This window comes from Shimia sp. R11_0 (genome assembly GCF_017744035.1).
In the GTDB taxonomy this organism is placed as follows: Bacteria; Pseudomonadota; Alphaproteobacteria; order Rhodobacterales; family Rhodobacteraceae; genus Shimia; species Shimia marina.
This window is the reverse complement of sequence record NZ_JAGHQY010000009.1, coordinates 106,641-127,460: the sequence shown is the minus strand read 5'-3', so window position 1 is coordinate 127,460 and position 20,820 is coordinate 106,641. Positions and strand designations below refer to the sequence as shown.

Here is a 20,820-nt window from a genome sequence, read left to right as displayed (position 1 = left end):
TGTTGCTGTGTTGTGGGTGGTTAGAACTGATGTTCAGGCATCTGGCCGGTGACGGCGGAGATGACATTCCTGACGCCAAACATGTTCTGGAACAGGAGCAGCTTTGTTACAGCTTGCGCTTCGCGGTCTGAGGGCAATTCCCCTGAAAAAGCAGATTGGACCATACCTCCAGTTCCCGCAACCGCACCATCCAAGAGGTCAAGCGTTGGGTTACCTAAGAAGGAGCTAAAGACCCCGCCACCCTTGAGGCCAGACGAACGGAAGTCGAAAACTGGACCTAGCCCCCCAAGCTCAAGCATAGTGTCCATTCCTACGGGCAATACAGAAGAGAAACCTGCCCGTTGAAACCCGGCAATGCCGATATTTTGTGGTTCTAGACGCATCTCAAGAAACTCTCCACGGTCATCACGGCCTAGCGAGTTTACATATTGCTGCCCCACATAGAACAAGGCACCAAACAACATGGAAGAAGCGAAGCTCGCAAAAACTTCCCAATCACGATGATGCACACCGCTAAGGGTCTGCTTAACGTAGGCCGCCATCATGAAGGAGCGGAACTGGAAAATCAGCTTTCCGGCCTCGCTGCTCATGAAGTTGGGCATGTTCCCGATGTCGTTCTCTTGGATTGACTTCTTGGCCCAACGGTCCACGCCGTTGATGAAAGCGTTCTTCGCGTCGATGTCGTCCCATTTGTCGATGTTGATGCGCTTCACGGACTTCCCAAGGAGGCCGCCGCTTTGGTCAACATGCTTGTTCAACTGAGCCTGAATACGTGGGTGCATCTCTTCTGAGACCCCCATGACACGTAGGCGGTTGTTGTTGATGCCCCGGCGGCCCGTCGCGTCGTCCATAAAGCGTTGCACCAGAACACGCGCGTTAAGCCGCTGTAAGGCCATGTTCACGTGTCCCATACCAGACCCCACAACGGTCACCCTTTTGGCCCGCTGAAGGCCGTGGTCCAGTCGCCGCAAGTTGGATGCCTGCTCCACTGCCCCACCTTCATCGAAGATGGCGGACATGTTCATCCGTTCCAGATCGGTCCCGAAGCCCCAAATGGCCTCGATCTCGCTAAGGAACTCGTCACTGAACTTGCCAGTCTTTGCGTTAGCGAACACCTTACGGAGCGCCGGGAGGTTCTGCATGAGGACACGCATTCCACCGTTACCGAGGATGTTCCCGACTTCTGCCAACTGAGCCACCCCCAACTGCCCACCGATGCGTGAGAAGTTGTAGTCACGGAGTAAGCGAGAAGCTGTTCGCCACCGCGCCGCATCTTCCGTCGGGATGCCTTGGACCAACTTATAGCTGGTATCCAGAACGCGCATCTCATCGGTGAGCTTACGGGAACTGATGCCTTTCTCTTGGGCTTCCTTAGCGATGTACCCTTTGACCGTCTCAAAGGATGGAGCATGTACCGGAAGGTTCCCCTCCCCGTCCCTCACGCGGAACTCTTTCAGGAAGTCTTCCATGTGGCCCGCTGCGGTGACAGACCGAACGTAAGTCCCGAACAGCATCTCCGCGTCATCTTCAAGGAAGTCCTCAATGCGCACAGGTTTCATCTCCCCGGTGCGGCTGCTCATCATGTTTTCACCGTGGGTCTCATCCAGATCAAGCCGCCACTTTGCGGAGCCGATACGGCCATTCTCAGAGGCGTCCCGAGTAGAGCGCACCTTGTCAGTGATACGGGTGATCTCATCGGTGGACATTCCGGCATCCCCGAGCATCATCTTGAGGGTATCCATATCCTGCCCCGCTAAGGCGCGGTTGAGGTTGAACTCCCCATAGCGGCGCGCGCGGATACTCTTCGTGTAGGCTTCAGCCATCTTGAAGGCGTCCTTGTAGCTGATCTCGTCCACATCAGCGGCACGGCCAGCGTTAGCGTTGCGCCATTTACGGTTTGCCTTCTGGATGGACCGGGCGACCAAGCCGTTGATGTTTTCCCCACCGAACTCCTCAAAGAGGTCGTCAAGGCGGTCTATACGGTGGCGGCGGACCATGTAGTTGTGGTTTGCCTTGATGTCATCAAAGCCACGGATGCCCATCTCCTTGCCGAACTGGAGAAGGTCGGCGAACTCTTTCTTCATCTGGGAAGCTACCGCATTGACGTGTTTGTTCGTCGTTGCTTCGATCTCTCTCCGAACAGCCAGAGACACCTGTTTGTTGAACGCAGCGCGTTCGTTGACACCGTGTTGCCAGAACAGACGCTTTCCTTGGTCCTTGAGCCAAGCCTGATATGCGGAGTTGTAGGTGCGGTAGAAACGGCCCATGCGGACGCGCTCTTCGCGGGCGACCAATTCAGAGACAGAATAACGGTTGGTGCTGCGGTCTGCGTTGCCAACGCCGTCCTCAACCAACCCACCCATGACCCGACGCATGATCGAACTATCGGAACTCTTTCCGACTGCCGAGCGGTCAATGCGTGCCTTTGCCATTGAGGTTCGCGGAGCATCTGCACTCTCTGCTGCGATGATCTGAGCCGGAGTTAAATCCGCAGTGTCCACCACAGCGCCCGCGCTAAGGCTGCCGTTAGGGGCACCCCCACCGAAGCGGTCAAAGAAGCGATTGATGTTACCCCCCTCGGCTTCGTGTAGGGCAGCCGCCATGGCTTTGTCTTCTGCGGTTCGGCCTCTAAGAAAGCCCAGAGTGCCCCCTAGAACGAACCCTGCGGCGGCTGAGATTGCCACATCGTCAAGACCCATCGTTTGGTCCTGCGATGCCAGGTATCCGTCGATGCCCGCATTCACACCGCCAGCGGCAACACCAGCCCGCAATGCGCGACCAACCCGGCCCACCTTAGCGCCATACACAATGGGAGCCGCCGCGCCCTCTGTGACGGCTGATGCGAGGATAGCCATAGGGTCGAGGATGGCAGCGCCGATGCGAAGCCCTGTACCCTTCCAACCGAGGCCAGACAGTTTGTGGTCTATCGCCTGCTCACTGAGCATCTGATCAGCCAAGGCGCGGAGGTGAGCCTCAGAGGTCGCCGAAGTGAGACCACCATGGTAAACCTCATCGAGATCTTCAGTGACCTCCTTGTATAGCTCTTCAGTGAGCCTGAAGGACGGGTCGGGTGTGAACTCCTCACGGCCAAGTTGACGCGCAACATTGGTTCCAATCCACTCCTCACTTGCCGACAGCTTTGTCGCTTCCCACCAAGAGGGGGTACTGTCTTCGGCGGCTTGTTCGATCTGGGCGTCTTGGGCCTTGGACCTGAAGGTGGAGATGGGGGTGTTCTGAACGGCATCCACGGCACGCTGCTCAAAGGTGTCCATGGGGACCAAATCTTCAAGTGTTGCGTTGTAGGTAGAGGACGCAGGACGCGGCCCATCAGTAGTGGTGCCTTGGCTCCGCTGGAACTCATAACCGGAACCCGAACGGGACGCTGCCAGCGCTTCAAGGACATTACCGGGGGTCACTGTGGATTTGTTCAGGCCATCGCCACCATAATAACTGTATCCAGCGCGATTGCCCGAAACCATAGGCAGCCCTGCCCACTCCTTTGAGAGGTTGTTGGCGAACTGGTTGTCGGTGATCTTACCGGAAACCCAATCGTTATACCCTCGGCGAGCCAAGAGGTGCGTGCCCATGCGGTCCTGAAGGGCCTCGTCAAAGAGTTCGTTACCGGAAAGACCCAGATCGGAAATGAGCGAGTCCATGGTCTTGCGGATGATCTGGTATCCGCCAACCGCTGAGGACTTGGAGCCAGCACGTACAGAGGCGTCCTGCCACTTGCGGACTTCGGATACAGTCATTTCGGTGACTGGTTTCGGTGGGGCAATCTTGGACCCATTGTAGAAGTCCACATAGCCCTTGGAGGTTTCCGCACCACGGACCAGCCCTAACAGGGCGTTAGGGGTCGTTACGTTGTTCATGAGGTTTTCCTAGAGAGGGAGGTGGGATGCCAAACCGAAGCGTGCGAAAGCGCCCCCGGAAGTGTTCCGTTGGTTTGGTTCGGTCGATTTTGAGAGGAGAGAAAGGTTGTTTGGCCTTAGCCGCAATCTGGGCGAGGCTTTTTGAACTCAGGCAGCATCATGACGCTTTTGAAGCCATAGAGGGTGCAAATCGAGAGAACTGCGGCAAGTCCAATGTCGCGCCCTACATTCGCCTTGTGCCGAGCCTTCAGGGCGTTTGCCAGAGCTAGAAGATCAGAACGAACGCGAACCACGCGAAATTGGCCTGTGAAAGCTGCAAGTTCTTCTTCAGCCGCATCACCCCCGCCCAGCGCTTCAACAAGTTCGTCTTTCGGGACTTTCCTCAAAATTTCTTCACGTAGCTCAAGGGCTTTGGCGGCACGAAGCGCACGGCGTTTCCCCCGCAGCGGGTCATGCCCATAAAACTCTGCGGCGTTAAGCCAAGTTGGGTTTGTCGGGTTTGGCATTCGATTTCCTGTTCTTGTTTGATTTGAGTACTTGGGGCTTGAAGACCTAGCCATCTTGGCGACCTGAAGTGTCAGTCGATGACAGCGGCTTCTTCGCCGCCACCACTCAACCAAGCCTCAACAATGGCTCTCATGCGATCATCGGGGATGAAGACCGTCACAGGCTTGTCCAAGCGTACCTGACTTCGGTAGAGCCATTGCACAAACTCCGTCAGCGCAAACGCCTTGCCCCACTCATGCGGCTTCTTTCCTAGAAACTTGCAGATGATTGGGTTCGGGTGCTGATCGAAGAGATAAACGGCGTGCGAGCAATGGATGTGGTCGTTCACGCCACGGGTCAGATTGGAGACCCAAGTCCAGCCACCTTTGACGGACCAAGTTGCCGTGTCACGATCAAATGACCACTTACCCAGCAAGCCAGTATTGCGGCTCAAGGAGCCACACTTGGTGCGACCTCCTTCAGATGTCCCATCGGCGAACCACAAGGACCCCGCTGAGGTCACCATAACGTTTTCCTTCGGGACAGCTTTGAGAGGACCGCGCTTCTGCATGTTCATGAGTTTGTTGCCTAAAGCCTTCAGCGCTGGCGCAGACGCCATCTTGGTTTGGCCAGTGAAGGACAGCTTCATCGGGGCACGCTTAACGCCACGCTGGTTGGTCTTCTTTTCCACCATGGGAAGCTCGAAGGTCTCAACGGTGATCAGGTCGGCTTGGCGTTGCACCCATTCTTGCTCACCTGACCACTTCTTAACCTCATAGCTGACCCCAAGCTTATCCAGATAGGCCGCGATAAGGCTTCCTTCTGATAGATATGTGAGGATTTGCAGCGAGGCAGGAGCCAGTAACATCTCAACGGGTATTGCCATCATCAACAATTCCCGCTCCTCGGTGACCAGCAAGCGGCCCCTCTCTGCAAGCGCGTATTTCTCTCGGAAGGACTTCTTCCCACCCAACGCAGCACGCTTCTGCCAAAGCTCAGTGGGTGTCACCAAACCTGTTTCTTCGTCTACTGTCGCAAGACCCTTGCCTTCGATTTCTTCCTTGAAATCCTTCTTCGAAATGGGAGGCGCAAGTTCGATTGGAGTGGGACATTCATCAATGACCATCCGGTGACCTGTCAGCTTGCCCTTCTTGGCCAAGTCTCTCAGTCGTACATAGAGCGCATGAGTGCAGGCGATGTTGCGGCCTTGGTCAATGAGCCGTTCGATGTCCTGAAGTTTGGTGCTGTCTCCATCGTCTTCAGGTTGGGCTATGCGCGCACTTGGAGCGCCTGAAATGATGCGCTTCACTTCCGAAAGGCGCGGCGTAACCACAATAACGGGTAAGTCACTGCATTCATCCCATGCCTCAAGCTCATCAATCAGAGCAGTGGTTTTTCCAGTGCCGCAAGGGCGGTCAATGAAGGTGATATTGCTCATTTGAGCGCGGTCCTTAGTTCGGCCACAACAAATGGAAGCATCCCTTTGAGGGGCACTTTCTGTTGGTCTGGCAGGTAGATTTTCAGGGGTGTGACGGGAGATGACGGAAAAGCTCCGTCATTGGGCGCGCAAGCGACTGTAATTGCTCACAAAAGCAGGTCGCCCTCTTAAAGACTATTGGTTCTTGCTCACGCTACACCTTTAACATGAAACCGTGAGAGGTTGCCCATTAAGGTGACCTATTGGGGAGCGTTTGAGTTGCACTAGAGGTGTGTGAACTTCTTCATCTCCTCGGAGACAAAACTCCATAGAGGTGCATGTACTGGAGACCCCAGATGCTCTGGGAACACTTTAATGGGGACCAGTAGGGAAACCTTTTGTTCGGCTTCGCCTTGGAAGACCCATGAAGAAGGAGTTGTCTTTAAGGTGGTGTGAAAGTGGGTGTTAAGGTGGACCTTTATGCGGCGGAAATATTGGGAGTTCTCGGCCCATCATAGGCGAACTTGAAAGCGCTCCTGAAGGTGGTGTTTTGGTGGTCTGTGGGTTGGTCTGAACAGAGACAGAGCGTTTGCTCTCGGCGACCTTTAGTCCTTGGGTCTTCATCCAACGAAGGCTGTTACAGTTTGGGGATAAGCATTGATACACCCCTCCACACAGACACGCTGAAAATGAAATCAGGCGATACCACCGAACAAACAGCGCGCCTCCCTATCATCTATGTTGTGGGTAATTGCGTCTTGGCGTCCAAAGTAACAGCAGAAGGAATGGTCCGATCTCCACAACCACCAACAAAGGCAGCCGGTGAAACCGGACGCTACATCACCCCTGATGTTCTCACAAAGGAAAGCAAACCGTCGTCGCTCAGCCTCAGAAACAACGGCCATTCCTTAGGCATTGTTCTGGACCGCTCAAGCTCGCCTTCCTTTCGGGCTATGCTGTGGGTAGTGCCGCCGTGGGTGCTGTGTCCTCGACTTCCTGTGCCGACACATTCCGGTTCGGTGCCGTTCAAGGGAACCAATCGAAGAGACCGTGAGGCCAATCAAACAAGGGGCTTTGGGTCTTTCGTCGGCAGGTAGCGCAACGCAAAAGCGCAAACGGCACACACAAACAGCACACATTCAGGTCTCCCTCAGGCTGTTGTTATCTATGTTGTGGGGAGTGCCGAGAGGTGCGTGAAGGCAAAGGCTGCATGCAGAGATCACAACGGTGGGGGCTACGGGGGGAACGCGCGAACCTCTCTCTATATCTCTGGCTGTCAAATTTTTGCGGTGAAACAAAAGTGGTATCCATGAGCAAGAGCGGGCCGTTCCTGAGCAGGAAGTAACAAAGCCGTTCAATTCCACCCGCTACACTCAGTGCCTGCTCTGGACGCAGCACATCGGTCAGGAACCGAACATCGTTGGCTTGTATGCCTAGATAGGCCTCAGTGCCGCTGTGCGCGTAATTATCCCGCCAAAATCTGCACATCTCCGCTCCTCGGACCCTCGCTTTGATGCTTGGCCCTTTGGGAATATCGAGGCGCTTTATTCCCATGTATTGAAAGCAGTCTCGCACAGAGAAGAAAGGCATCGCTTCATCTTCGTACTGGACCCATCGAACAAACTCCCGTGACTTAGGGTCTGTGACAACGCCGTATTCAGCATGTACCTTAGTCATGGTCGTTTTCCTTCTGTGAGTTCGTATAGAAGATTGTCTAGGCGCATCTCATCGTCACCGAAGGCGGCGATAAGGGCATTCGTTAGTGCGTACCTTCCGCTGGGAGAAGGGTTCAGGTGAGCGGTAAGCTTGTCAGTGATCTTGTTGGCCTTGGACCTCACCACGGATGGTCGAGCCTTGCCTCCACGAGGCGCTTCAGGCTCCACCTTCCCGATCTCTTTCTCGATCTCTTCAAGCTTTGCCTTAGCGTTCTCCCGCTCCCCCTCAGAGGCCGCAGGGTCATCCCTCAGGGCGCGCAAACGCTCCACCTTACGGAGGTCGTCAAGGGTGGCTGGACGGGTTTGTTGGGGTGGTTCCTTAGGGGTCTTCCCTAGCGCCAGAACCTCGCGGATGCTGTCGCAGCGATTGAAACCCGCAGCACGCTGCGTTTTTGCTTTGGCGATCTTCATATAGTCTTGCGCTGAGCGTTCAGAAAAGGCGCATTCAGTTTTGACCCAAGGTGTGAACTCCCCGTGGGCCAACTTCTGTTTCAACATGATCAGTTCCTCACCGATCTCCGCAGCGATTTCTTTAGCGGTGCGCCCAAGGCGCTGCACTTCGCGGTGCTTGGAGTTGACCGACACGGCAAGCCGCGCGGTCTCCGTAAGAGCCACATTATGGGCACGTGAAGGAAAATCTTGAGTTGTCTCGAAGGCTGCTGCGGTGTTGTTCATGGGTGCCCCTTGTGGTTGTCGTCAAAGGGCACGTAGAAAGCTTAACTTCATCGGTCAAGCATCTAATTTTGAACGGTAAATCGGACCTATTGAAGTAGTGACGCAAAGTGACAAAAATCGCGCATAAGTGGCTGAAATTGCTATTGTGCCGCCAGACAGGTGGTCTGGGGCAAACACAAAAACAGATTTTTGGGTTTCAGACCAAAGTTGACCAGACCATCTTGCTTCGGTCAAATGCAGCCAACTTCCAATGATATACCGTTCCCAGCATCTACTGGTAGCGGCCACTTTTTTGGGCGGGAATTTGAAATTGGCGATCTGCCGAAAGGCCTAAGATAGTTCAACCAATCTTGCTGATTTCGCGTCGTTTATCCCGCCAGTCTCGACATCCTCCTCACCTTCGATGTAGCCTCCATCCCTACGTATGGCAGGCAGCACATTCTGGGCTACTCAACCTTGGAAGGATTTCGCTTCGGTTTTGTCTCTCCGCATGATCAGTTTGTAGAAGCCGCTCACTTAGACAGTAACCATCAACCTAAGTTTCGCAGACTTAGGGAGAGGCACCTTCATTTTCTGGTAGGAGCCGTTTGAAGGTGCGTCCTTCCCTAAGAACTTCTTAGCCTTGTCTTGGGCGTTGGCCACATTGTTTGAGCGCGCGCGTCTGGCTTTTGAGAGCTTCTTTCGACTAAACTATGTTCAACAGAGTTTAGAGACCGCTTTCGGAGATGAGCGCTAGGCGGTACTGCGTCCCCACAAAGAGTGAACTTAGCGCACCTGACGCGCTAACCACTTTCTTAACTAGCAGGCGCTTCTCGTCTTCAGCAAGACCACCCCGCTTAGAGAGGCCAGTGGTTTTGCCGAATAGCACCGTGCAAAGGTCCACGGCGACAAACCAAGGCTGCCCCTCAATTTCAACGCAACGGAGATCGAAGCCACGAAAGTTGAAGATGGACACAGCGGTATCGTCCGCTGGGGCGGTTTTAGAATTGTTCATGATTTTCCTGATGTTGTTGCGGCTTGCAACATACCCAACACAAACCAAACTTGATCTCAGGAAAAAACAACCATGACAAAGTATGCATCTCACGCGTTTTTAAGTCTAATTGATACAAAAATCCTGTCTTCGCTCTACGCTTGGTTGCAACAGCGCCGCGCAACACACATTATGTTTACAAATGAATATGACACACGAATGCCCCTACTAAAGAGCCCCCATGACCGATACGAATAAAGAAGACCTTCCTTTTATTTGGGAGGCATTTTGCAACGCGTTAGGTACCGAACATCGTGAAGCTAAAGAAATACGTGGGGCAAGCGGTCTGGTTCACCCCGTTGAGGCGATAGGAGTGGATGACAAGGGTAAACGCATCGTTCTGGTTTCGAGCGAATACAACCCAAGAATAACAGCGCTCATGCGCGGAGATGTTCAAGCAACACTTCCGGGTATGAGCGTTTTGGTGGCGCGGCCACTCGCGATAGACTTGGCCTATGCGGCAAAGAAGATGTTCTTTACCGAGGCAGGAACAATCGACATAGCAAAACTGTTGCAGCTCGCATCGATCCTACAGTTGGACGAAAAAGAGCGCGACGGTCCACTCAATGAACTATTCGGCCCGCCAGCTGAGCAACTAATGCGGTCTATTGCTCTTAGCTCACTACCCGCACGGACGCACATTCTGAATTTGGTCGAACAGTTCGGCTTACTTGATTGGTCGGGTATTCTTGAAGCTAAGAAAGACAACTTTCTCCAATCAACCACAGACTTGCTCACGCAATTTTCGGACATGGACAATCTTGCTGGTGATCGGGAGCAGGGAATATGTCCTGTTCCAACTTATGAGTTAACTGATGCCGATTGGGATTTGTTTAGTGAGAACAAGCACCAAGACGAAATTCAAGCGCGGTTGAAGGAACTTGAAATTTTCCAATACTTCTTCCCTCCTGCCGACAACATTGCGCTTGGGTTGATTGATAGAGGTCATCAAGCTGATAAAGCTGTACTGGACGGTATCGAACTGGCACAGACGCAAGGCCACCAAATCACTGAAAACAGATTTGTACCGGAAGCGCAGGAGTTTGTTGAGATTGTCGAAGCCCTAAAATCACGAGGCTACGCGGTCGAAGGCGAACTTACTACGGAGCTTACTGAAGCGGGGCATGCGCTTAGAAAAACTGTGAATATACGCCCCAGCGAAGGTTTGATTGCCAAAATATCAAAAGTTATGTCGGTTAAAGTTGACCTGAATCTCAAAGATATTTTGGGGCAAAAATAGTTGCGATTGATAGCTACGCTTTTCAAAATAATATTTGCTTCGCTTGTTTCTCTATTCAAAACGTGTAACTTAGCCAGACTTTAGTGCTTGGCTCTACGTTCTCTGGCCCTAAGACTAGGAGGTGCTGTGGTGCGCAGTTCGTTTCTACTCGCGGTGGCCAGCGATCTAAAAGAGCCATTTCCCCAAAACCAAACAAACAGCGAAAAGTGATGCTCCCGAAACAAAGGGAACCCAAAGCCCAGCCCCGTTCAGATTTTGCGTATCTGAAAAAGCCTTTGAAGCCTCAGCAAGTGTTCTTTCAAGCAACGCGTCAATGAACTTCTGGTCCACCCTCTTGCCTCCCTTCTTTTCAAGCTCCCTTGATAGCATAGCGAAACCAGATTTCTCTTCAACAGAGTTGCCCCGATAAAGTCTTGTGTAATAATCTCTGATAATATCGAGGCTAGAAGAGCCTATCAACGCACTGCCAAAGCCTTCTCGAGCCATTTACGGTCCACCTCCAGTCTGTCCTCGATACCCCCATAAGTCGCCGCGCCAACATCTTCGATTGCATGGCCCAATACACGGTCAATGACAATCTGCTCCGCTCCTGCTGATCTCAACTTGGCGGAAATTCTGTGTCGCAGCCCGTAAGGTGTTTGTCTGTCATCAGTTCGGTAGTTCTCAAGGTGCCTTTTCAGGATAGCGCTGAGGCTATCTTGGCTACGTCTGGTTCGAGAGTAACGAGGAAGCAGAGGCGCGGACCCGACAGCGCCTTCGCCAGCCAATTGAATAGCTTCCCTAGCAGCCGCCAAGGCGTCACCAACCAAAGGAATATCGCGATCTCGTGAGCCTGTTTTAAGCCCCCCTCTAAGACCATTGGCGCGTATGGAAATAACCTCTCGAACTAAATCAACGTCCTGCACCTCAAGGAATGCGACTTCCTTCGCGTGCGCTGAGGTTCCAGCCATTATTCGCCATGCCAAATGAAGATCGGGATTAGTAGCCGCCAAAGAGAGTAGTTTGTTTCGTACTGCCGCAACCACTTCATCTGGCAATGGCGGCTTTTTCTCATGCTTCCGACCCTCCGATTTTGGGAGTTCCAGCCTACTAAAAGGGTTGATGGCTTTACCCTCAAGGTCATGCTCACGGATGCCTAAAGACACCATTGCAGACATAATGGAAAGTTCTCGACTGACACTATCGACTGAGAGCTTCTTTCCGTCCTTCTTGCGATACGTGTTCAAGAGATAGTCGCGAACCTTGCGACCATGTTCCCGTTTGAGGGAGACCAAAGGCGTGTCCTTAAGCGGACCCAAAACGTGTTCCATTCGGGAGACATGACGTTCAAGCCGTGTGGTCTTGTCAGGGTCACCCTTAACGCGTTCTGCCGCGTAGATGTTACGAGCATCCAAAAGGGTTACTTCAGGTGCCTTTGCATTCGGGGCTAAGACCGCCTTGATCACCAACGGGTCTTCACCCTGCTTGACCAAGCCTTCGGCAACAATGGTTCTAGCTTCGTCGCGGTCCAGACCTTGGACTCCATCAAGCATACCCTCAGCCCTCAATATGGCATCTCGCCAGAGCGTTGCGGGGCTTCTGTTGTCCTCACTTTTCATTTGCTTTGTGGTTTCGGCAACCAGCCGATCAAACTCACGCCCAATGGTTTCCCATTCAGCAATCATCTTTGCCCCTGACTTGTGGCGAAGGTGGACTTGAAACCACTCCCGACCCAAAGCGGCCTGAATACGAGTCGGTATTCTGCGGCGGTAACGTGGGGTAGATTTATCTTTACCCACCATGTCGATGTATTTGAGTTTCATGTGCAGAGCCATTGAAATGTGTCTCCGTTGTGTGTCGCATTGTGTGTGCGCCAACAAGCCGAAGTCTCTGTTTTTCCTGCAAAATATGGCTCTTTCGTTGAGCCAATGGTGCGGGTGAAGGGACTTGAACCCCCACGCCTCGCGGCGCCAGAACCTAAATCTGGTGCGTCTACCAATTCCGCCACACCCGCACTGTGCGCGCGTCTTAGCAAAGCTCCTGATGGGATGCGAGCGGAAAATGCACCAGCGCTGAAAACAAGTCTGCAACCGCCCCTATCTTGGAGGTGTGATGGCTCAACGTGTCAAAATCGCGGTGCAAACCCAGTACACTTGAGCCCAACTGACCGTGACGAAATCCGCATGCGGCACATCATGTCAGCCGTCCAATTTGCGCAGGATCTTGGGCAAAATCTCCGGCAAGTCTTCCGCAATAAGCCCTGGCCCAAATGCACGCGCGCACTCCACGTGCAACCACGCAGCGGATTCCGCTGCCATTTTTGGAGCAAACCCGCGCGCCAAAAGCCCTGTTATGAACCCCGCCAAAACATCCCCGGATCCCGCAGTCGCCAGCCAGGGTGTCGCCCGATCGTAAACCGCAGCATGAACCGCGCAAGTTCCATCTGCTGAAGCAATCACAGTATCAGCCCCCTTAAATAATACCGTACATCCTGCCCGCGCTGCCGCCGCGCGCGTCGCATCCACTTTTGAGTAAGCCGGACCTTTGGTTGGCGGCGCGTGGAGCTGGGCGGCAATATCTGGGAACAAACGCGCAAATTCTCCACCATGCGGAGTCAGAACAACTTGTTCGTGTAGGCGCTCAAAAAGCGTTTCGGGATCCTCCGAGAAGGCACTCAACGCATCTGCATCCAGCACTGTTGCGCGCCGGCTTCGCAGCGCCACCGGCACCAGCTCCCGCGCCCGCTCAAACCCCATCCCCGGCCCCAGACACAGCGCATTTAGCCGCTGATCCTCCAGAGCGTTCTCAAAGGCTTGCGCATCGCCCACGCGCTGCAACATCAGTGTGGTAATTTGACATGCCACTTCCTGCTGTGCGGCAGGCGGCACCCCAAGCGTGACCAACCCAGCCCCAATCCGCAAAGCCCCACGCGCCGCCAGCCGCGCCGCACCAGTTTTGCCGGAACCACCAGAGAGGATCAGGGCATGGCCATGGGAAAATTTGTGCCCCAGAGAAGGTTTCAAAAGACGCTCCGGACCTCTGAGGACTTGCTGAACAACATCAGGTCTCGGCGCATATCTGGGTTGCTCAAGGCCAATGTCGACCTCCACGACCCGCCCGCAAACCAGCGGCCCATGTTCTACAAAGTGCCCAACCTTAGGGCGATGAAAAGTGACCGTCAGATCGGATTGTAAAGCGTACACAGGCCCATATGATCCATGACCTTCAATCTGCTGCCCCAAAACTCGGCCACTATCCGCACAAAGCCCTGAAGGCACATCTACTGCGACCAGTCGGTCGATTGCCCCGGTATCTAAGTCAAAAGCGCTCCAAATATCGTTGTGAAGCGCTCCAAGACCTCGCGTCAGACCGATGCCAAAAAGAGCATCTACAACAACATCAGCTTCGAAAAGACTTCGTCGCAGGAAACCATCATCGTCATAAATTTTCGTCAACCAAGGATGCAAAACGCCTCCCAACGCACACCACCGGTCATAATTTACCCGCGCATCTGGTGGCAGCTTCTCGGCATCGCCGTAAAAATAGACTTCAACTTGCCAGCCCCTCTCATGCAGCAAGCGCGCCACAACAAACCCATCGCCACCGTTGTTGCCTGGCCCACAGAGCACCACTGCCCGCTTCATTGGGCCAGCGATATGACGGGAGTCTGGGGGCTTGTCCCCAGCGTCTCCCCTTACGCAATCGAACTCCGGCCATTCCTCAAAAATCGCCTCGACAACACCTTGCCCGGCCCGCTCCATCAGCTCCAGACCGGTCACGTCACCCGACTCAATCGCCGCCTGCTCAATGGCGCGCATTTGGGCAGCGGTCAGCAATTCGCTCATTTTCAGATCACCACGCGATTCAATTTAGCGCATTTTTGCGCCATAATGCCTATTTTTTAATCACACACAAACAATCCGTAAACAACGGATGGTCTCTTGCACCCTATCCAATTGTGACGTGCAAATGAAAGTGATCTGTCGAATTGCAACAAGCATCTGAGGGGGAGCCTCCACATGAAAAAGATCGAAGCCATCATCAAGCCATTTAAGCTTGATGAAGTGAAAGAAGCTCTGCAGGATTTTGGCATCCAGGGCCTGAGCGTTGTAGAAGTCAAAGGCTTTGGTCGCCAGAAAGGTCACACGGAACTCTATCGTGGGGCGGAATATGTGGTGGATTTCCTGCCAAAGGTAAAAATCGAAGTTGTGCTGGAAGATGATCAGGTCGACGGCGCCATCGAAGCCATCGTGGGCGCGGCCAAGACCGATAAGATCGGCGACGGCAAGATCTTCGTCTCTCCAGTAGAGCAAGCCATTCGTATCCGTACCGGTGAAGCCGGCCCGGACGCGCTGTAATTTCAACCAGAATTCAAAGCAATCAGAAGGACTAAGGGAATGAGCGCAGACGCAGTTCTCCAGCTGATCAAAGACGAAGATGCGGCTTATGTCGACATTCGTTTCACCGACACACGCGGCAAGCTTCAGCACGTGACCGTTGATGTGGATCTCGTTGACGAAGACTTCCTCGAAGAAGGCTTCATGTTCGACGGCTCCTCCATCGAAGGTTGGAAATCCATCGAAAACTCCGACATGAAACTGATCCCGGACACCACCTCCGCTTATGTAGATCCGTTCTATGCCGAGAAAACCATCTGCATCCACTGCTCCATCGTTGAGCCAGACACTGGCGAAGCTTATGAGCGTGACCCACGTGGCACCGCCGAGAAAGCCGAAGCTTACCTGAAGTCTTCCGGCATCGGTGACGTGGCCTACATGGGCCCAGAAGCAGAGTTCTTCCTGTTTGATGACGTTCGCTTTGAGAACAAAATCAATAAAGTGTCCTACGAAGTCGATGCAATCGACGGCTCCTGGAACACCGACACCGAATATGAAATGGGCAACATGGGCCACCGCCCAGGCATCAAAGGCGGCTACTTCCCAGTAAACCCAACCGATGACAGCCACGACCTGCGCTCCGAGATGCTCTCCACCATGAAGCGTCTGGGCATGAAAACTGACAAGCACCACCACGAAGTGGCGTCCTGTCAGCACGAGCTGGGCCTGATCTTTGACACGCTCACCAAACAGGCCGACGAGCTGCAGAAATACAAATACGTGATCCACAATGTGGCCGCGTCCTACGGCAAATCTGCAACCTTCATGCCAAAGCCGATTTACGGCGACAACGGCACCGGCATGCACGTGAACATGTCCATCTGGAAAGACGGCAAGCCCCTGTTCGCAGGCGACAAATACGCCGACCTGTCTCAGGAAGCGCTGTATTTCATCGGTGGTGTTCTCAAGCACGCAAAAACCCTGAACGCATTCACCAACCCATCGACCAACTCCTACAAGCGTCTGATCCCGGGTTTTGAAGCACCAGTTCTGCGCGCCTACTCCGCGCGCAACCGCTCCGGCTGTGTCCGTATCCCATGGACCGAAAGCCCGAAAGCCAAGCGCGTAGAAGCCCGCTTCCCAGATCCATCTGCCAACCCATACCTGTGCTTCGCAGCACTGCTGATGGCGGGTCTTGACGGCATCAAGAACAAGATCGATCCAGGCGAAGCCATGGACAAGAACCTCTATGATCTTCCTGCAGAAGAGCTGGCCGGTATCCCAACCGTCTGCGGCTCCCTGCGCGAAGCTCTGGACTCTCTGGCCGCAGATCATGACTTCCTGCTGGCAGGCGACGTGTTCACCAAAGACCAGATCGAAGGCTACATCGAGCTGAAAATGGGCGAAGTGGAGCACTATGAGCACACCCCTCACCCAGTCGAATTCGGCATGTACTACAGCTGCTAAGCTTTCGTGGGACAGTGAAAAGAAAGGGCGCTCCTCGGGGCGCCCTTTTGCTGTGAAGCCCACTGAGAGGCAACGTGCTAGCGGATGCCCTCCCGCCCCTTATCCACCCGATAATACGCCCAGAGCAGCCGTGCGGCCACACTGCGCCACGGCGACCACGCCTCGGCCATTTCTCTGAGCGCGCGCTCTTTGGGGCGCTCCGGCAGGTCAAACAGTATCCGCGCGCTTTCCTGCAGCGCCAAATCGCCGGGGGCAAACACATCTGCGCGACCGAGCGAAAACATCGCGTAAATCTCTGCCGTCCAGATACCGATGCCGCTCACCTTGGTCAGGGTTTTGAACACAACCTCATTTGGAGCCTCGCGCAGCGCGTCAAAGTCGATGCCTTCCGCGGCCAAGGCCCGCGCATAGCGTATTTTTTGCCGACTGAGCCCCGCTGCTTTTAAGTCCTCATCAGTGGCCCCAGCGATCGCATGCGACGTCACCAAACCCGCATCTTGCATTCGCCCCCAGATCGCCGCCGCCGACGCCACACTCACCTGCTGACTGACAATCGCGCTGAGAAGTTGGTCAAACCCGTCTGGGCGTAGCCTCAAGGGCAACGGCCCTGTCAATCGCAACGCTTCTGCAAAACGTGGATTTTTCTCGGCAAGCCAAGCCGCCCCTTCCGCAATGCACGCATCCGTTTTGATGATCCGCCCAACCGACATGTCACCCCTCCCTTTTTTCGCTGCGACGCCCCAAAACCCGCACAGAGTTTCTCAAAATACCTGCGCTGTCGTTGAAAGAAACCCAAAACCATCGCCCTGCGAAATCCACCCATTCAGAAATCGTGATGCGTTACGACCTTTGCAGCTATAGACGGAGCTTTTTTAACCCGTTAACGGTTGGCGCATGACCCAAGTTGTAGACGACTCCCGCGCCCGCCGCACCGTATTCATTCTGGTTCTCGCTCAGGCCTTTCTGGGCGCGCAGATGCCGATGATCTTTACCATTGGCGGCCTCGCCGGACAGTCTCTGGCAACAAATGCCTGTTTCGCCACATTGCCGATTTCTCTGATCGTTCTTGGCTCTATGGTCTCGGCAACGCCTATCTCGGCGATCATGCAGAAATACGGCCGCCGTGTGGGCTTTTTGATCGGAACATTGGGAGGGGCCTTGGGAGGCGCCATTGGGGCCTATGGTCTGTACCTCAACTCCTTTCCGATCTTTCTGGCCGGATCTTTTTTAACTGGCGTTTATATGTGCGCGCAGGGCTTTTACCGCTTCGCCGCCGCCGACACAGCTTCTGACTCTTTCCGCCCCAAGGCAATTTCTTATGTGATGGCTGGCGGCCTGTTATCAGCCCTCATCGGCCCGCAATTGGTCAAAGTCACCTCTGACAGCATGATCATCCCCTTTATGGGTGCCTATATTGCCGTGGTTGCCTTGAATATTCTGGGCTCCGCTCTGTTTTTCTTCATAAACATCCCAACACCAAAGCCTCCGTCGGAAAACACACCCAAAGGCCGCAGTCGCTGGGAGTTGATTACCACGCCACGCATCACCGTCGCAGTGATCTGCGCCATGGTGTCTTATGCGCTGATGAACCTTGTCATGACATCTACGCCCCTTGCCGTTGTGGGCTGTGGCTTTGAACAGGACGACGCGGCCAACATCGTCTCGGCACATGTGATTGCAATGTTCCTGCCATCCTTCTTCACCGGCCATCTGATTGCCCGCTTTGGGGTCGAAAAGATCCTTGCGCTTGGATTGGTGATCCTTGCCGGTGCTGGGGCCGTCGCTCTTCAGGGCGTTGAGTTGGAAAACTTCTTTGTCGCCCTGATCCTTCTGGGCGTTGGCTGGAACTTCGGCTTCATCGGTGCCACCACCATGCTGGCAGGCGCACATGATCCCAGCGAGCGTGGTCGGATGCAGGGCATGAATGACCTGATCGTCTTTGGCGGCGTCACCGTGGCCTCTCTGGCATCCGGCGGGCTGATGAACTGCTCAGGCGGCAGTGCTGCCGTGGGCTGGACCAGCGTGAACCTCGCAATGGCTCCATTCCTGATGCTGGCAGGTGGTGCCTTGATCTGGTTGGTACTGCGCCCCTCAGAAGAAACAGCGTAAAGCGGGCGGCAGTCGTGCCCCTGTGCTTAAGGGTCGCCAAGTTGCTCAAACGGCTGCGCAGTTACCACCGACCTGAGATCGCGCGCAGCATGAGCCCTGCGCGTTTGCTGAACTCGCTCATCCCCAAAAGGCCTTCCGCAACCCGCCAGGGATCTTTGGAAGCTTGGCGCAAAACGGCTTCTGCCTGCCAGGCAGACAAAAAGGCCTGCGCGGAAACGCGACTGACCTCCCCACGCCGCGCGCGCGCCCGGCGCAGCCTAAGACGTGCCCCCTCAGCCAAGGCCACCACCGCTTCTGGCCGTCCATCCACCAAGGGCACGCGCTTGGCCTCCTGTAACGCCGGTATCGCGGTCAGCCAATTGGCAACCCCGAGGGCATATCCCACATCCCGCGCAATATCGGCAGGACAGTCTCCCAATGTCTGCGCAGCAACCTGCATCAACCCGCCCGCCGTTGCCTCAAGATAGTGCTCCAGATGGGCCTGATCCTCAAAAGGATCTTTGTAGATGTCCCAGCGCCGCGCCTCGATCAACTGATCAAGAACCTCCGCAGCCCCGGCATCAATCATAAGCGCCAATGGCGTCACAACTTCATGCCTACGCACAATGCCGCCTGCTTTGATCTCTTCCAGCGCATCTCGCCACCACTGCAGGCGCATTTCCGCAATCATGCTTTCCTGCGTCACCCATGGCGCACGCGCCACCTCGACGTTGAACGCATAAACCGGCAAAAGCACATCCCGCGCAGCGGGCTTTGCCGCCATCGTGGCCGCAAAGCGATCAGGATCCCCTTTCTGAACGATCCCACCACAGGCCTGCAGATCCTCTTCCATCACCGGACCACACGCGCCCCATCATGCAGCAACTTCCAGTTCAACGCATCCAACAGGGCTTCAAAACTCGCGTCCACAATATTTGCCGACACCCCCACAGTGGCCCAGCGCCGCCCCTGATCATCCTCAAAATCTATGATCACCCGTGTGACGGCCTCTGTGCCTCCATTGGTGATGCGCACCTTGAAATCCACAAGGCGCACGTCTTCGATCACACTCTGATAAGGCCCCAGGTCAGACTTCAACGCCTGCCAGAGCGCATTCACCGGCCCCTCATCGCTCATCTCTTCGGCGTGGTTATTTTTGTAGTAGCTGGTGGTCTTTTCACCATTGGGCAATTGCACGGTCACAACCGCTTCGCTTTCCACCACCGTGGCCCCGCGCGCATTGCGTCGGCGCTCCGAAATGACCCGATAGCGTTCCACGTCAAAAAAGGCTTCGCTGAGCCCAAGCGCGTCACGCGCCAAAAGCTCAAAGCTGGCCTGCGCGGTATCATAGCTGTAGCCTTTGGCTTCTGCCTCTTTGATACGATTGAGAATAAGGCCCAGCGCTGGATCCCCTTTCGCAACATCCAAACCGGCATCCCCCAGGCGTTTGCGCAGATTGCTCTGCCCCGCCTGATTGGACATCGGAATGATGCGCTCATTTCCCACCACACTAGGATCAACATGCTCATAGGTGCTGGGGTCTTTCAGGATCGCACTGGCATGAAGCCCCGCCTTATGGGCAAAAGCACTCGCCCCCACATAGGCCGCCTGCCGCATCGGCACGCGATTGAGAATATCATCCAGCATCCGGCTTGCCCGTGTCAGCCCCTCAAGCTTTTCAAGGCTCACACCAATCTCATAGGCGCTTGCATAGGGCTCTTTCAGAAGTAACGTCGGGATCAGCGTCGTCAGATTGGCATTCCCACACCGCTCCCCCAACCCATTCAACGTGCCTTGAATTTGACGCGCCCCTGCATCCACCGCGGCCAGCGAGTTGGCCACCGCATGTTCCGTGTCGTTATGCGTATGAATGCCCAAGTGATCACCAGGAATGCCCGCCGCAATCACCGCCTTGGTGATCTCGTAAACCTCGCGCGGCAAAGCTCCCCCATTGGTGTCACAAAGCACAACCCAACGCGCCCCTGCCTGATAGGCGGCCTTGACCGCTTCCAGAGCATAGCGCGGATTGGCCTTATAGCCGTCAAAGAAATGCTCCGCATCAAACAAAGCTTCGCGCCCCTGCGCCACAAGATAAGCAATGGACTTTGCGATATTCTCTGTGTTTTCAGCAAGGCTGATGCCCAGCGCTTTGGTCACATGGTAGTCGTGCGATTTCCCCACCAGACAAACGGCCTCAGTGCCGGCATTCATCACAGCCGCCAACACATCGTCGTTCTCCGCCGAAATTCCCGCACGCTTGGTCATGCCAAAGGCCGTGAACGTCGCCGCCAGCTGCGGTTTGGTGTCAAAAAACGCACTGTCAGTCGGGTTCGCGCCGGGCCATCCCCCTTCGATGTGATCAATGCCCATCTCATCCAACGTAGCTGCGATCTGTGTTTTCTCATCGGTGGAGAATTGGACACCCTGTGTCTGCTGCCCGTCCCGCAGCGTGGTGTCATAGAGAAAGAGGCGTTCCTTGCGCATAGCTTGGCCTTCCGCTGTGTCTCATGG

14 protein-coding genes and 1 tRNA gene are annotated in these 20,820 nt (G+C 54.8%); 4 read left to right on the top strand and 11 right to left on the bottom strand.

Annotated elements, in window-relative coordinates:
• Window positions 1-20 precede the first annotated feature (20 nt).
• The 4 genes from J7382_RS17105 to J7382_RS17090 all read right to left on the bottom strand — a co-directional run bounded on the left by J7382_RS17105 (window position 21) and on the right by J7382_RS17090 (window position 8,165).
• On the bottom strand, window positions 21-3,872 hold the full coding sequence (locus tag J7382_RS17105) for a hypothetical protein (RefSeq protein ID WP_209070213.1): 3,852 nt from the start codon (window positions 3,870-3,872) through the stop codon (window positions 21-23).
• Window positions 3,873-3,988: 116 nt separating this feature from the next.
• The gene (locus tag J7382_RS17100; RefSeq protein WP_209070212.1) at window positions 3,989-4,378 is read right to left on the bottom strand and encodes a hypothetical protein; all 390 of its coding nucleotides are present in this window, start codon (window positions 4,376-4,378) and stop codon (window positions 3,989-3,991) included.
• 71 nt (window positions 4,379-4,449) lie between these two features.
• Window positions 4,450-5,796, bottom strand: coding sequence for a DEAD/DEAH box helicase family protein (locus J7382_RS17095; RefSeq protein WP_209070211.1), 1,347 nt, complete (start codon window positions 5,794-5,796; stop codon window positions 4,450-4,452).
• 1,652 nt (window positions 5,797-7,448) lie between these two features.
• Window positions 7,449-8,165, bottom strand: coding sequence for a DUF3102 domain-containing protein (locus tag J7382_RS17090; RefSeq protein WP_209070210.1), 717 nt, complete (start codon window positions 8,163-8,165; stop codon window positions 7,449-7,451).
• 1,214 nt (window positions 8,166-9,379) lie between these two features.
• Between J7382_RS17090 and J7382_RS17085 the strand changes: the two genes are divergently transcribed.
• Window positions 9,380-10,438, top strand: coding sequence for a hypothetical protein (locus J7382_RS17085; RefSeq protein WP_209070209.1), 1,059 nt, complete (start codon window positions 9,380-9,382; stop codon window positions 10,436-10,438).
• Window positions 10,439-10,603: 165 nt separating this feature from the next.
• Here the strand turns inward: J7382_RS17085 and J7382_RS17080 are convergent, their stop codons facing one another.
• From J7382_RS17080 to J7382_RS17065, 4 genes are all read right to left on the bottom strand, one after another.
• Entirely contained in the window at window positions 10,604-10,924 is a 321-nt protein-coding gene (locus J7382_RS17080; protein ID WP_209070208.1) for a hypothetical protein, read from the bottom strand.
• Window positions 10,894-12,252: a tyrosine-type recombinase/integrase gene (locus tag J7382_RS17075; RefSeq protein WP_209070207.1), complete on the bottom strand. Its 1,359-nt coding sequence runs from the start codon at window positions 12,250-12,252 to the stop codon at window positions 10,894-10,896. The genes J7382_RS17080 and J7382_RS17075 overlap by 31 nt, the downstream gene beginning before the upstream one ends.
• Before the next feature lie 94 nt (window positions 12,253-12,346).
• Window positions 12,347-12,431 (bottom strand) — tRNA-Leu (locus J7382_RS17070).
• A gap of 184 nt (window positions 12,432-12,615) precedes the next feature.
• Window positions 12,616-14,262: an NAD(P)H-hydrate dehydratase gene (locus J7382_RS17065; protein WP_209070206.1), complete on the bottom strand. Its 1,647-nt coding sequence runs from the start codon at window positions 14,260-14,262 to the stop codon at window positions 12,616-12,618.
• A gap of 174 nt (window positions 14,263-14,436) precedes the next feature.
• Here J7382_RS17065 and J7382_RS17060 point away from each other — a divergent pair, with 174 nt between their 5' ends.
• Both J7382_RS17060 and glnA read left to right on the top strand, forming a co-directional pair.
• Window positions 14,437-14,775, top strand: coding sequence for a P-II family nitrogen regulator (locus tag J7382_RS17060; RefSeq protein WP_058240565.1), 339 nt, complete (start codon window positions 14,437-14,439; stop codon window positions 14,773-14,775).
• A gap of 39 nt (window positions 14,776-14,814) precedes the next feature.
• Window positions 14,815-16,221 (top strand): type I glutamate--ammonia ligase, encoded by a 1,407-nt coding sequence (gene glnA / locus J7382_RS17055; RefSeq protein ID WP_058240564.1) that lies wholly within the window; start codon window positions 14,815-14,817, stop codon window positions 16,219-16,221.
• A gap of 77 nt (window positions 16,222-16,298) precedes the next feature.
• Here the strand turns inward: glnA and J7382_RS17050 are convergent, their stop codons facing one another.
• Window positions 16,299-16,931 (bottom strand): DNA-3-methyladenine glycosylase 2 family protein, encoded by a 633-nt coding sequence (locus tag J7382_RS17050; protein ID WP_209070205.1) that lies wholly within the window; start codon window positions 16,929-16,931, stop codon window positions 16,299-16,301.
• Between the two features lie 184 nt (window positions 16,932-17,115).
• Between J7382_RS17050 and J7382_RS17045 the strand changes: the two genes are divergently transcribed.
• Window positions 17,116-18,330: an MFS transporter gene (locus J7382_RS17045; protein WP_209070204.1), complete on the top strand. Its 1,215-nt coding sequence runs from the start codon at window positions 17,116-17,118 to the stop codon at window positions 18,328-18,330.
• 61 nt (window positions 18,331-18,391) lie between these two features.
• Here J7382_RS17045 and J7382_RS17040 read toward each other — a convergent pair whose 3' ends face one another.
• A complete protein-coding gene (locus J7382_RS17040; RefSeq protein ID WP_209070203.1) occupies window positions 18,392-19,162 on the bottom strand; it encodes a squalene/phytoene synthase family protein in 771 nt (256 codons plus the stop codon).
• Complete coding sequence (cimA, locus tag J7382_RS17035; protein WP_209070202.1) at window positions 19,162-20,793, bottom strand: citramalate synthase; 1,632 nt, start codon at window positions 20,791-20,793, stop codon at window positions 19,162-19,164. Before cimA ends, J7382_RS17040 begins: the two co-directional genes overlap by 1 nt.
• Window positions 20,794-20,820 lie beyond the last annotated feature (27 nt).

Excerpts from the sequence above, each read along its gene's own strand:
- J7382_RS17105 (WP_209070213.1), bottom strand. The coding sequence starts at position 3,872 with ATGAACAACGTAACGACCCCTAACGCCCTGTTAGGGCTGGTCCGTGGT.
- J7382_RS17100 (WP_209070212.1), bottom strand. The coding sequence starts at position 4,378 with ATGCCAAACCCGACAAACCCAACTTGGCTTAACGCCGCAGAGTTTTAT.
- J7382_RS17095 (WP_209070211.1), bottom strand. The coding sequence starts at position 5,796 with ATGAGCAATATCACCTTCATTGACCGCCCTTGCGGCACTGGAAAAACC.
- J7382_RS17090 (WP_209070210.1), bottom strand. The coding sequence starts at position 8,165 with ATGAACAACACCGCAGCAGCCTTCGAGACAACTCAAGATTTTCCTTCA.
- J7382_RS17085 (WP_209070209.1), top strand. The coding sequence starts at position 9,380 with ATGACCGATACGAATAAAGAAGACCTTCCTTTTATTTGGGAGGCATTT.
- J7382_RS17080 (WP_209070208.1), bottom strand. The coding sequence starts at position 10,924 with ATGGCTCGAGAAGGCTTTGGCAGTGCGTTGATAGGCTCTTCTAGCCTC.
- J7382_RS17075 (WP_209070207.1), bottom strand. The coding sequence starts at position 12,252 with ATGGCTCTGCACATGAAACTCAAATACATCGACATGGTGGGTAAAGAT.
- J7382_RS17065 (WP_209070206.1), bottom strand. The coding sequence starts at position 14,262 with ATGAGCGAATTGCTGACCGCTGCCCAAATGCGCGCCATTGAGCAGGCG.
- J7382_RS17060 (WP_058240565.1), top strand. The coding sequence starts at position 14,437 with ATGAAAAAGATCGAAGCCATCATCAAGCCATTTAAGCTTGATGAAGTG.
- glnA (WP_058240564.1), top strand. The coding sequence starts at position 14,815 with ATGAGCGCAGACGCAGTTCTCCAGCTGATCAAAGACGAAGATGCGGCT.
- J7382_RS17050 (WP_209070205.1), bottom strand. The coding sequence starts at position 16,931 with ATGTCGGTTGGGCGGATCATCAAAACGGATGCGTGCATTGCGGAAGGG.
- J7382_RS17045 (WP_209070204.1), top strand. The coding sequence starts at position 17,116 with ATGACCCAAGTTGTAGACGACTCCCGCGCCCGCCGCACCGTATTCATT.
- J7382_RS17040 (WP_209070203.1), bottom strand. The coding sequence starts at position 19,162 with ATGGAAGAGGATCTGCAGGCCTGTGGTGGGATCGTTCAGAAAGGGGAT.
- cimA (WP_209070202.1), bottom strand. The coding sequence starts at position 20,793 with ATGCGCAAGGAACGCCTCTTTCTCTATGACACCACGCTGCGGGACGGG.